The following is a 12,795-nucleotide window of genomic DNA, read 5'->3' on the forward strand; positions in this document are numbered from 1 at the left end:
TAATAGAGCGTGCATAGGAATATGTATATTTTTTATGCACAAAAAGAGTGAATAAAAGCTCAGCAACCAGGAGTTCTTCGCGAAAAGAAGAACAGGAAATATCATAGGAGGTGAAAGGAATGCCAACATTTAATCAGTTAGTAAGAAAAGGACGTCAGACATCTGTAAAGAAATCTACAGCTCCAGCTCTTCAGAAAGGTTACAACTCTTTAAAAAAGAAAGCAACTGACACATCTGCACCACAGAAAAGAGGTGTGTGTACAGCAGTTAAAACAGCTACACCTAAGAAGCCTAACTCAGCTCTTAGAAAGATTGCCAGAGTTCGTCTTTCTAACGGTATCGAAGTAACAAGCTATATCCCAGGAGAAGGACACAACCTTCAGGAACACAGCGTTGTTCTGATCCGTGGTGGTAGAGTAAAAGACTTACCAGGTACAAGATACCACATCGTCAGAGGAACACTTGATACAGCAGGTGTTGCTAAGAGAAGACAGGCGCGTTCTAAATACGGTGCTAAGAGACCGAAAGACGCAAAGAAATAAGAATCAGTAACAAAAATCGTATCACAAACAGAACTATGATTCCAGTAGGTTGCGGGTTATATCGATAGAGATAGTAAGTCCCGCACGAACACATTATCATTAGAAAGACACATGTGAGTACCGATGAATTAATTAAGTAATTTTGAACATTTCAAAACAATGATTAAGGAGGGAAGGACCGTGCCACGTAAAGGACATACTCAAAAAAGAGACGTATTAGCGGATCCATTATACAATAACAAAGTGGTTACAAAGCTTATCAACAACATCATGTTAGATGGTAAGAAAGGTGTAGCTCAGAAGATTGTATACGGAGCATTTGAAAGAATCGAAGCAAAAGCTGAGAAACCAGCGATTGAAGTATTCGAAGAAGCAATGAACAACATTATGCCAGTGCTTGAAGTAAAAGCAAGACGTATTGGTGGAGCAACATATCAGGTACCGATCGAAGTAAGAGCAGACAGAAGACAGGCTTTAGCACTTCGTTGGATCACATTGTATTCTCGTAAAAGAGGAGAGAAGACAATGGAAGAAAGACTGGCAAACGAACTTTTAGATGCAGCTAACAACACAGGTGCATCAGTGAAGAAGAAAGAAGACATGCACAAGATGGCAGAGGCTAACAAAGCATTTGCTCATTACAGATTCTAAGGGAGGAAAAAGTCTTGGCTGGAAGAGAATATCCATTAGATAGAACTAGAAACATCGGTATTATGGCTCATATTGATGCTGGTAAAACAACAACAACTGAGCGTATTCTTTACTATACTGGTGTTAACCACAAAATCGGTGATACTCACGAAGGTACTGCTACTATGGACTGGATGGCTCAGGAGCAGGAAAGAGGTATCACAATCACTTCAGCTGCTACAACATGTCACTGGACACTGCAGGAAAACTGCAAGCCAAAAGCTGGTGCGTTAGAGCACCGTATCAACATCATTGATACTCCGGGACACGTTGACTTTACAGTAGAGGTTGAGCGTTCACTCCGTGTACTTGACGGTGCAGTTGGTGTATTCTGTGCAAAAGGTGGAGTAGAGCCTCAGTCAGAAAACGTATGGCGTCAGGCTGACACATACAACGTACCAAGAATGGCATTCATCAACAAGATGGACATCTTAGGTGCAAACTTCTACGGAGCAGTAGAACAGATCAAAACAAGATTAGGTAAAAACGCAATCTGTATCCAGCTTCCAATCGGAAAAGAAGATGAATTCAAAGGAATCATCGACTTATTTGAAATGAAAGCATATATCTACAACGATGATAAAGGTGATGATATTTCCATCACAGATATCCCGGAAGATATGAAAGAAGACGCAGAGCTTTACCGTACAGAATTAGTTGAGAAAATCTGTGAATTAGATGATGACTTAATGATGGAATACCTGGAAGGAGAAGAACCTTCAACAGAAGCATTAAAAGCAGCTTTAAGAAAAGGAACATGTAACTGTGATGCTGTTCCGGTATGCTGTGGTACTGCTTACAGAAACAAAGGTGTTCAGAAACTTCTTGATGCAGTTATCGAATTCATGCCTTCACCACTTGACGTACCTGCTATCCAGGGTGTTGATGAAGACGGAAACGATGTTGTAAGAGAATCATCTGATGAAGGACCGTTCTCAGCATTAGTATTCAAGATTATGACTGACCCATTCGTAGGTAAGTTAGCATACTTCAGAGTTTACTCTGGAACAATGAACTCAGGTTCTTACGTATTAAATGCAACAAAAGGTAAGAAAGAACGTGTTGGACGTATCTTACAGATGCATGCAAATAAGAGAGAAGAGCTTGACAAAGTATACTCAGGAGATATCGCAGCAGCGATCGGATTTAAGTTTTCTACAACTGGAGATACAATCTGTGACGAGCAGCACCCGGTAATCCTTGAGTCTATGGAATTCCCAGAGCCGGTTATCGAGTTAGCTATTGAACCAAAGACAAAAGCTTCTCAGGGTAAATTAGGTGAATCTTTAGCAAAACTTGCAGAAGAAGACCCGACATTCCGTGCTCATACAGATCAGGAAACTGGTCAGACAATCATCGCTGGTATGGGTGAGCTTCACCTTGAAATCATCGTAGACAGACTTCTTCGTGAATTCAAAGTAGAAGCAAACGTAGGTGCACCACAGGTTGCTTACAAAGAATCCTTTACAAAAGCAGTTGATGTAGACAGCAAATATGCAAAACAGTCAGGTGGACGTGGACAGTACGGACACTGTAAAGTTAAATTTGAACCAACAGACGTCAACGGTGAAGAGACATTCTTCTTCGAGTCAACAGTTGTCGGTGGTGCAATTCCGAAAGAATACATCCCGAAGGTTGGAGAAGGTATCGAGGAAGCTATGAAGTCTGGTACACTTGGCGGATTCCCGGTAGTAGGTATCAAAGCTACTGTATATGATGGTTCTTACCATGAAGTCGATTCAAGTGAAATGGCATTCCACATTGCCGGATCTTTAGCTTTCAAAGAAGCTATGGCAAAAGCTGCACCAGTTTTACTTGAACCAATCATGAAGGTAGAAGTAACAATGCCAGAAGAATACATGGGAGATGTTATCGGTGACATCAACTCTCGTCGTGGACGTATCGAAGGTATGGACGACCTCGGCGGTGGTAAGATCGTTCGTGCATATGTTCCATTATCTGAGATGTTTGGTTACTCTACAGACTTACGTTCTAAGACACAGGGACGTGGTAACTACTCAATGTTCTTTGAGAAGTACGAGCCAGTTCCGAAGAACGTACAGGAGAAAGTGTTATCTAACAAAAACGCTTAATCAACCGTAAAATATATCGTATCTGACAACCGGATATGGCTTCTGAGATTTTCTTAGGCAGATTCGGTTGTTTGATATAAAAAAATCAGAAAAAGGCTTGAAAAACAATGCGATTTGAAATATAATCGAAGTAGTCGAGTTAAACTGAAACTAATAGAATTGTCTTCGTTAAGAAGACATATAATAAGGAGGATTATTCAAAATGGCTAAAGCTAAATTTGAAAGAAGCAAACCACATGCTAACATTGGTACAATCGGACACGTTGACCATGGTAAAACAACTTTAACAGCTGCTATCACAAAAACTCTTGCAGCAAGAGTAGAAGGTAACACAGCAACAGATTTCGAGAACATCGATAAAGCTCCAGAAGAAAGAGAACGTGGTATCACAATCTCTACATCACACGTTGAGTACGAGACAGAGAACCGTCACTACGCTCACGTTGACTGCCCAGGTCATGCTGACTACGTTAAGAACATGATCACAGGTGCTGCTCAGATGGACGGTGCTATCCTCGTTGTTGCTGCAACAGATGGTGTTATGGCTCAGACAAGAGAGCACATCTTACTTTCTCGTCAGGTAGGTGTTCCTTACATCGTAGTATTCATGAACAAATGTGACATGGTAGACGATGAAGAGTTATTAGAATTAGTTGAAATGGAAATTCGTGAATTATTAGACGAATACGAATTCCCAGGAGATGACACTCCAATCATCCAAGGATCTGCTCTTAAAGCTCTTGAAGATCCAAACGGAGAATGGGGAGACAAGATCATGGAACTTATGGCAGCTGTTGACAGCTACATCCCAGATCCAGAACGTGAAACAGACAAACCATTCTTAATGCCAGTAGAGGACGTATTCTCTATCACAGGACGTGGTACAGTTGCAACTGGTAGAGTTGAGCGTGGTACACTTCACGTATCTGACGAAGTTGAAATCGTTGGTATCAAAGAAGAAACACGTAAAGTTGTTGTAACAGGTATCGAGATGTTCCGTAAACTTCTTGACGAAGCTCAGGCTGGTGACAACATCGGTGCATTACTTCGTGGTGTTCAGAGAACAGAAATCGAAAGAGGACAGGTTCTTGTTAAACCAGGTAGTGTTACATGTCACACAAAATTCACAGCTCAGGTTTACGTATTAACAAAAGACGAAGGTGGACGTCACACACCATTCTTCAACAACTACAGACCACAGTTCTACTTCAGAACAACTGACGTAACAGGTGTTTGCCACTTACCAGAAGGTACAGAAATGTGCATGCCTGGAGATAACGTAGAAATGTCTATCGAACTGATCCATCCAGTAGCTATGGAACAAGGTTTACGTTTCGCTATCCGTGAAGGTGGACGTACAGTAGGATCAGGAAGAGTTGCTACAATCATCGAATAATTAAAAGATGAATAAATTTTGAGGGATTGCCGTAAGGCAGTCCCTTTTTGCATGACAGGTTGCCAGTTTGTATGATAAAATATTTTTGTATTTTAAGTAAGAGAGAAAAGGGATAGCTACAAAATGTTAAAACAGTCGTACACATTTCAAAGTCCAATCGGTATCCTGACAATTTCAGAAGCAGATGGATATCTGACAAATCTTTTTTTAGAAACGGAAAATGTTACTCTGTTGTCGGAGAAGCAATCTGAACAGCGTTATCATCTGCATTCGGATGTTCTATATGAAACGTACCACCAGATTCAGGAATATTTCGCGGGAGATCGAAGGAATTTTACAATTCCAATCAAGGCAGAAGGGACAGCGTTTCAAAAGCGAGTATGGGAAGAACTACGCAAAATCCCATATGGGGAAACGAGAAGTTATGCAGATATTGCAGCAGGTATAGGAAATCCGAAAGCAGTCCGCGCAGTCGGACAGGCAAATAATCGGAATCCGATTTTGATCCTTGTTCCATGCCACCGTGTGATCCATAAGAATGGAGATATATCTGGATTTGGATGTGGGGATGATGTGAAGCGATATTTGCTGGAACGGGAAGGGAGAAGAAACGAGAGATGGAAATGAGAGTAGATGGGATTATTTTTGATGTAGACGGTACGCTGTGGGATTCGACAGAGATTGTGGCAGGTGCATGGAATCAGGCAATCATAGAAGAGGGAATCACAGACGTTCATCTGACTGGAGAGATTTTAAAGAGATTATTTGGGAAGACGATGGATGTGATTGCGAAAAATATTCTTCCAGAGGCTACAGAAGAACAGAGGGAGCGTATCCTGGAGCGATGCTGTCGATATGAGCACGAGGCGCTGGCTGCCAGCGAAGAGGACATTACTTATCCACAGGTAATAGAAGTTATACGAACACTGGCAGAGAGGTATCCTCTGTTTATTGTCAGCAACTGTCAGAGCGGTTACATTGAGTTATTCTTAGAGAAGACAGGGCTTGGCAAGTTTGTGACAGATATGGAATGCTTTGGGAATACAAAACGTCCAAAGGGAGAGAATATCAGAAGCGTTGCAGATAGAAATGGACTAGATTTTCCGGTCTATGTCGGAGATACGCTCGGGGACTATGAAGCGTGTGAGATTGCCAAGGTACCGATGATATTTGCGGGATACGGGTTCGGTGAGGCGCCGGATGCTGAGGCAGAAATAGGGCAGTTTCAGGAACTTCTTGAGATCTTTTAAGAGCAGTTTATATACTTTTTGCAAAAGGATAAAGGATATAAGAAAATGACTTTTTGCAAAACAGGATATGATATGAGAAAAATATAGAGGTTTTTCGGTAAAAAAGTGTTATACTAAAAGGAGTATGACACTTTTTCTGTATTAGGAAAGATAGGAGCAAATGGATGACACAAAAGAATAATTTATTGAGAAATGCCTCTTTTTTGATGATTGCGGCGTTAATTTCAAAAGTGATCGGGTTGCTGTATAAAAGCCCGCTGTCGGAGATTGTTGGAGAAATTGGGATTGGTTATTATGGGCTTGCACAGAATGCGTATCTGATTTTGCTGATGATCGCATCTTTCAGCATTCCTCAGGCAGTATCGAAAGTGATTGCAGAACGGCTGGCATTTAAGGAATATAAGAATGCACAGAAGTTCTTCAGAGGTGCGCTGATCTATACAATGATCTTAAGTGGTGCAAGTGCGCTGTTTTGTCTGTTTGGAGCAAAATACATGATTCCAAGTAATCAGCCGGGAGCGACTCTTGCACTTCAGGTATTAGCGCCGACGATTTTCTTGTCAGGGATCCTTGGGGTATACCGTGGATATTTTCAGGCGCACAGCAACATGCTTCCGACTTCTTTGTCCCAGATTATTGAGCAGATTCTCAATGCGGCAGTCAGCATCGGGGCGGCATGGCTTTTTATCCATTTTTTTTCCGATGGAACAAAAGAAGGAATTGCAAAATGGGGGGCAGCAGGAGGAACCGTTGGAACCGGAGCAGGTGTATTGATCGCGTTGCTTTTTATGGCAGCTGCCTATGAGGTCAACCGAAAACAGATCGCACGGCATGTGAGAGCAGATCAGACCGGGAAGGAAGATAGTTATCGAGAGATTTTCCGTGTTTTATTTCTGATTGTAACACCGATTATTTTCAGTTCGTTCATCTATAATATCAACGGTTATATCAACGGTGTCATGTATTCCGAACTGGCAGGCAGGCAAGGGGTAAACTCGGAGGTGGTGAGTACACTCTATGGTGAGTATTCGGTCTATTTTCTTACGATTATCAATATTCCTCTGACGCTTGCTGGAGCGGCGCCTACATCGATGATTCCGGAGGTGTCTGCACTGTATGCGCAGCATAGGAGGAAGGCGGCCAGAAGGAAGATCGATGAGGCGACTCAGTTATCGATGTTTATTTCAATTCCGGCGGCTATAGGGCTTGCAGTATTGGCTTATCCGATCACAAGACTGTTGTTTCCGAATACGAATGGAACCGCCGGCACTTTGCTGCTCATCGGCGCAGTAACGATTATTTTTAATACAAATTCAAATGTATCCAATGGTGTTCTGCAGGGAATCGGCAAGGCAAATCTGCCGATGTGGAATGCGGCGATCGCATTGGTCATCAATGTCGGGCTGCTTGTTGCGCTTCTTCAACTGACTTCACTTGGGATTTATGCAGTGCTGGTGGCAACGATTGTCTATTCAATTGTCATCTGTATTTTAAATGATATTTCAATGAAGAAGTACATTCATTATAAAAACCCATGGGGAACTGCCTATCTCTGTCCGCTTCTGGCATCTATTCCGATGGGAGTGGCAGCAGGTGGGATTTATTATCTTTTGGAGCTTGTTACCGGATCTAATCTGATCAGTCTTTTGTTTGCTATTGCCATCGGAGGAATGATTTATCTGAGTTTTTATACAACGATCATGACTAAGCTGAAAGCTGTGGAGAAAAGGCGGCGTATGGAACAAAGATACAAAAGGGAACGGGCAAGAGAGAGACGGTAGATGAAACAAAGTGAGATGTTCTGCATAGAATAATGATAAAGAAATTTATCGGGAGTAGAAACATGCCATATTCAATTATGTTAGATGCCGGGCACGGTGGACGTGACCCGGGAGCAGTATATAACGGTAGACAGGAGAAGGATGATACACTGAAGCTTACGTTAGCGATTGGGCAGATTTTACAGAATAACGGATTAGATGTAGAGTATACAAGGACAACAGATGTGTATGAGTCGCCGTATGAGAAGGCAATGGAGGCGAACAAAGCCGGAGTAAATTTTTTTGTGTCCATTCACCGGAATTCCTATCCGACTGCCAACGCAGTATCAGGGGTAGAGTCACTTGTCTATGACAAATCTGGGATCAAGTATGAGATGGCACAGAATATCAATGAGCAGCTGGAATCGATTGGATTTGTGAATCTCGGGGTCAAGGCAAGACCGAATCTGATCGTGTTGCGCAGAACAAAAATGCCGGCAGTTCTTGTGGAAGTTGGGTTCATCAATTCAGACACAGATAATCAGCTGTTTGATGATAATTTTCAGGATATTGCAGAGGCGATCGCGTCAGGTATTCTTGATACCTTGGAGGGCAGCAGTGGTGGAACCGTGCCGGGAAGTGGTGGAACTGCCGGAGGAGCAGGAGGAAGATACCGTGTCCAGGTCGGAGCATTCCGGAATCAGGTATATGCAAATAACTTGTTAAGAGAGCTTCAGGAGCAGGAATATCCCGCAAGAATTGAAGACTCTAACGGGTTTTACCGTGTAGTGGTCGGGAGTTATCCGACTTTGCAGGAGGCAGCGCAGATGGAACAGCGGTTAAAATGGGCAGGATATCCAACGATTGTGATCCATTAAGCAGTGAAACTACATGGCAATAGAGCATAATGCTTTACAAAAGCAGGGAAAATAGGTAGAATAGGGAAATATACAAAGCAGAAAAGAGGATAAAAGTATGAGTGATAGATTAGAATTTCGGGAGAAACTAGGAGGAATTCTTCAGAAGGCTCAGGGAGCGCAGAATGTACTTTCGGTAAGAGAAGTAGAAGAATATTTTGCAGAGGACGGACTTTCCAGAGAACAGATGGAGTTGGTCTGCGACTATCTGCTGTCGCAGAAAGTAGCAGTCAAAGGCTATGTAAAACAGGGAGGAACTGTTACTGAGAAGACAGAAGAACAGGCAGAGGAGCACTATACAGAGGAAGAAAAGCGTTATCTCGCACGCTATATGGAAGAAATCAAAACAATAAAGGCAGAGGAAGCAGGCGAGAGACAAAAGTTATTTGCAGCCTCGATAGAAGGAGATGCACTTGCAAGGGGAAGACTGATCGAGCTGTATTTGGAGAAAGTTGTGGAAGTAGCGAAAGAGATGTATCACAAAGAAGTATTTCTCGGAGATCTGATCCAGGAGGGAAATGTAAGCCTGATGCTTGTACTGGATGAATTGAAATCCGCAGAGGAAGCGCATGGGAAGATTATGGAGGAAGTACGCGCGGGAATGCAGATGCTGATCGAGGAGCAGACAGAAGTGAAGCGAAGAGACCATACGCTTTTAGAGAAGTATACAGATTTAGATGATAATATCAAGAAACTGAAAGAGGAAACAGGAAGAGATGTAACGATAGAAGAAGTATCTGCTTTTCTGGATATGACGGAAGAAGAGATCAATGATATTCTCAATCTGGGAGAACAATAGGTGAATGCATAGAAAATAAAAATGTTGCTGTAAAATGGTAAGATACCATATTGCAGCAACATTTTTGTTAGATTAGAAGTCGAAAGAGTCTTCTTCTTTCCGATCGTAGAATCCTTCCGGAATATATAAGTGAACACTTTCTACACGATTCTTCTGGAGTGCCTCCACGACGAGCCGGATTCCATCATCTGTCGTCAATTCATCCCCCTGTTCAGGAAGACGGTCAAGATGTTCGATGATGAATCCACCAAGGGAATCGTAGTCTTCAGAGGAAAGATTTAATCCGAGGCTGTCGTTGAGATCGTCAAGATTCATGGAACCTTCAATGATATATTCCCGGTCATTGATCTGACGGACAAACTCCTCTTCGTTCTCATCGTACTCGTCATGAATCTCGCCAACAATCTCTTCGAGTAAGTCTTCGAGGGTAATCAGTCCGGCAGTTTCTCCATATTCATCGAGGACGATGGCGATGTTGATCGAAGCCTGTCGCATTTCTACTAGCAATTCAGAGATGCTCTTATACTCGTAAGTAAAATAAGCTTCTCTTAAAATATCTCTGACATGAAATTCCTTCTTGTCATTGTAATTGTATAACAGAAGATCCTTCATATTGATTGTACCGACGACATTGTCAGTGGTCTCTTCGTAGATCGGAAGTCTTGTAAACTTGTCCTCACGGAAAATCTCGATCAGTTCATCGTAAGTGCTGTTTATATCAGCGAACGTCACATGGACACGAGGCACCATAATATCTTTTGCTTTGGCATCTCCCATATCAAATACATTGTAGATCATTTCTTTTTCTTCTGATTCAATCACGCCGTCCTCATGGCTGACATCCACGATGGTCCGAAGTTCGTGTTCGGTCATTGTGTTGACCTTCTGATCCGGATTGACACGCAGAAGAAACAGAACTCCCATGGAAAGCTTGTTCACAATAAAAATGACCGGGGTAAAAATCTTCATCAGAAAATGGATCAGCGGTGCATAAAGCAGCGCCATCTTTTCGGAATGGATCGTTGCCAGTGTCTTTGGAGAAATTTCTCCGAAGATCAAGATCAATAAAGTGATCACACCGGTCGCAATACCGACCGCAGAATTTCCGAATAGCTGAATGATCAGAGACGTCGTGAGCGCGGTTGCCGCATTGTTCACGAGGTTATTCCCGATCAAGATCGCACTCAGCATCTTACCAGAATCTTCTGAAATCTTTAGAAGAATGCGGGCGCGCTTGCTTCCCTGGTCTGCCAGAGATTGAATTTTTAGTTTGTTAGAGGTTGTCAAAGAGGTCTCTGCCGATGAAAATAATGCTGATAAAAGAATCAGTATGGCTAAAATAATTAATTGTATGACGACACTCGAGTCCAATGATAAGTTCACTCCTTTTTTGCTTTACATTTTGCTTCTAATATACCGTATTTCGGGAGATTTTGCAAGTGTACATTGAATTTGCGGGGGCTTTATAGTATGATAAAGATACTGCCCGGAGGAATACTTCGGGACAGGATGAATAAGAACAGAATGAATGATGCATATAGATAGAAGCAGGAGATAGAGCATGAAGAAAGAATTTTATGACGCATTGATACAGCTGACCGAAGAAAAAAATGTGCTAACAGACGAACCGTTGAAAAACCATGTGACGTTCCGTGTCGGAGGAGCAGCGGATTACTTTGTATCACCGGAGAGTGCAGAAGAAGTACAGAAGATTATTCTCTTATGCAAAGAGGCAGGAATGCCATATTATATTTTAGGAAATGGAAGTAATCTTCTTGTTAGCGATCAGGGCTACCGAGGGGTTATCATACAGATTTACAAATCCATGAGTGAGATTTCTGTAAAAGGAGAATTTGTGACAGCGCAGGCAGGTGCGCTTTTATCGGCAATTGCAGCAAAGGCAGCAGGAGAGTCGCTGGCTGGATTTGAGTTTGCTTCCGGAATTCCGGGAACAATCGGAGGAGCTGCAGTGATGAATGCCGGAGCATACGGCGGTGAGATGAAAGATGTGCTGGAGCAGGTGACAGTTCTGACAAAGGAAGGAGAACTGCTCACGATTCCGAGAGAGGAACTGGATATGGGATATCGCACAAGCAAGGTTGCGAAAAATCAGTACATTGTACTGGAAGCGGTAATCCATCTTGCACATGGGGAGCAAGAAAAAATCCGGGAAAAAATGAATGAACTCAAAGAGAAGCGCACGACAAAGCAGCCGTTGGAATATCCAAGTGCAGGCAGTACCTTCAAACGTCCGGAAGGATATTTTGCCGGAAAGCTGATTGAGGAAGCCGGGTTACGAGGATTTCAAGTAGGAGGCGCACAGGTATCAGAAAAGCACTGTGGGTTTGTGATCAATAAGGATAATGCGACAGCTGCGGAAGTACGAGAACTGATCCGCCAGGTATCGGAGCGCGTAAAGGCAAATTCCGGGGTGACACTGGAACCGGAAGTAAAGATGTTAGGAGAATTTTAAGATGAGATTTGTGATCGTTACGGGAATGTCCGGTGCGGGAAAGAGCACTGCATTGAAGATGCTGGAAGATGTTGGATATTTTTGTGTAGATAATCTTCCGATTCCTGTGATTCCGGCGCTGGCAAGTCTTTTGAGTGGGGCCAATTCAGAGATTGATAAGCTGGCTCTTGGGATTGACATTCGGGATGAGCGGAATTTTACAGAATTAGAAGAAGTGTTAAAGAAGATTGATGACACTGGATTTGCTTATGAAGTGTTGTTTCTTGAGGCAGGGGATGATGTGCTGATCAAGCGATATCAGGAGACAAGGCGGACTCATCCGATTGCAGGAAATGAGCGGCTGGATAAGGGGATCGAACTGGAACGTGAGAAATTAAAGTTTTTAAAATCCAAAGCAACATATATTGTAGATACAAGTAAAATGCTGACAAGGGAACTAAAGGGTGAACTCAACAAAATTTTTGTAGAGAATAAAGAGTTTAAAAATCTGTATATTACAGTATTGTCGTTCGGATTTAAGTATGGAATTCCTAATGATGCAGATCTGGTATTCAATGTGCGTTTCCTTCCGAATCCATATTATATAGAAGAGCTCCGGCCGATGAGTGGAAATGACAGTCCGGTCAGTGAGTATGTGATGAAGGAACCAAAAGCACAGGAATTTTTAGAGAAGTTAAAAGATATGGTTACCTTTCTGATTCCAAACTACATTATAGAGGGAAAGAATCAGCTTGTCATTGCAATTGGATGTACCGGGGGAAAGCACCGATCTGTTACACTGGCAAATGAACTGTATCAGTTTTTGAAGCAGGATGACAGATATGGAGTAAAGGTAGAACACCGGGATATTGAAAGAGATTCATAGGGAAAAGTAA

At 42.5% G+C, this 12,795-nt stretch carries 12 protein-coding genes; 11 read left to right on the forward strand and 1 reads right to left on the reverse strand.

What is annotated here, in order from left to right:
- The first annotated feature begins 119 nt into the window (after positions 1–119).
- The 9 genes from rpsL (at position 120) to ACESPO_RS05575 (ending at position 9,447) form a co-directional block, all read left to right on the forward strand.
- Positions 120–542 carry a 30S ribosomal protein S12 gene (gene rpsL, locus ACESPO_RS05535; protein ID WP_009263105.1) on the forward strand — a complete coding sequence of 141 codons (423 nt, stop codon included), beginning with the start codon at positions 120–122 and terminating at the stop codon, positions 540–542.
- Between the two features lie 180 nt (positions 543–722).
- Positions 723–1,193 (forward strand): 30S ribosomal protein S7, encoded by a 471-nt coding sequence (gene rpsG / locus ACESPO_RS05540; RefSeq protein ID WP_009263104.1) that lies wholly within the window; start codon positions 723–725, stop codon positions 1,191–1,193.
- A gap of 14 nt (positions 1,194–1,207) precedes the next feature.
- Entirely contained in the window at positions 1,208–3,325 is a 2,118-nt protein-coding gene (gene fusA, locus ACESPO_RS05545) for an elongation factor G (protein ID WP_499788578.1), read from the forward strand.
- A 202-nt stretch (positions 3,326–3,527) separates the two neighbouring features.
- Positions 3,528–4,721, forward strand: a complete 1,194-nt coding sequence (gene tuf, locus ACESPO_RS05550; protein WP_009263102.1) for an elongation factor Tu — start codon at positions 3,528–3,530, stop codon at positions 4,719–4,721.
- A gap of 123 nt (positions 4,722–4,844) precedes the next feature.
- The gene (locus ACESPO_RS05555) at positions 4,845–5,348 is read left to right on the forward strand and encodes a methylated-DNA--[protein]-cysteine S-methyltransferase (RefSeq protein ID WP_499788580.1); all 504 of its coding nucleotides are present in this window, start codon (positions 4,845–4,847) and stop codon (positions 5,346–5,348) included.
- A complete protein-coding gene (locus ACESPO_RS05560; RefSeq protein ID WP_499788581.1) occupies positions 5,339–5,971 on the forward strand; it encodes an HAD family hydrolase in 633 nt (210 codons plus the stop codon). Before ACESPO_RS05555 ends, ACESPO_RS05560 begins: the two co-directional genes overlap by 10 nt.
- Positions 5,972–6,135: 164 nt before the next feature.
- Positions 6,136–7,752 (forward strand): putative polysaccharide biosynthesis protein, encoded by a 1,617-nt coding sequence (locus ACESPO_RS05565; protein ID WP_499788583.1) that lies wholly within the window; start codon positions 6,136–6,138, stop codon positions 7,750–7,752.
- 62 nt (positions 7,753–7,814) lie between these two features.
- Positions 7,815–8,609, forward strand: a complete 795-nt coding sequence (locus ACESPO_RS05570) for an N-acetylmuramoyl-L-alanine amidase (protein ID WP_499788584.1) — start codon at positions 7,815–7,817, stop codon at positions 8,607–8,609.
- A 97-nt stretch (positions 8,610–8,706) separates the two neighbouring features.
- Positions 8,707–9,447 carry a sigma-70 domain-containing protein gene (locus ACESPO_RS05575; RefSeq protein ID WP_117577100.1) on the forward strand — a complete coding sequence of 247 codons (741 nt, stop codon included), beginning with the start codon at positions 8,707–8,709 and terminating at the stop codon, positions 9,445–9,447.
- A 72-nt stretch (positions 9,448–9,519) separates the two neighbouring features.
- Here ACESPO_RS05575 and ACESPO_RS05580 read toward each other — a convergent pair whose 3' ends face one another.
- The gene (locus tag ACESPO_RS05580; protein WP_009263096.1) at positions 9,520–10,818 is read right to left on the reverse strand and encodes an HlyC/CorC family transporter; all 1,299 of its coding nucleotides are present in this window, start codon (positions 10,816–10,818) and stop codon (positions 9,520–9,522) included.
- Positions 10,819–11,008: 190 nt separating this feature from the next.
- Between ACESPO_RS05580 and murB the strand changes: the two genes are divergently transcribed.
- Both murB and rapZ read left to right on the forward strand, forming a co-directional pair.
- Entirely contained in the window at positions 11,009–11,920 is a 912-nt protein-coding gene (gene murB / locus ACESPO_RS05585; protein WP_008976698.1) for a UDP-N-acetylmuramate dehydrogenase, read from the forward strand.
- Position 11,921: 1 nt separating this feature from the next.
- A complete protein-coding gene (rapZ, locus tag ACESPO_RS05590; RefSeq protein WP_009263094.1) occupies positions 11,922–12,785 on the forward strand; it encodes an RNase adapter RapZ in 864 nt (287 codons plus the stop codon).
- Positions 12,786–12,795: the final 10 nt, after the last annotated feature.

It is taken from the genome of Coprococcus sp. HPP0074, assembly GCF_964238105.1.
GTDB lineage: Bacteria > Bacillota > Clostridia > Lachnospirales > Lachnospiraceae > Faecalimonas > Faecalimonas umbilicata.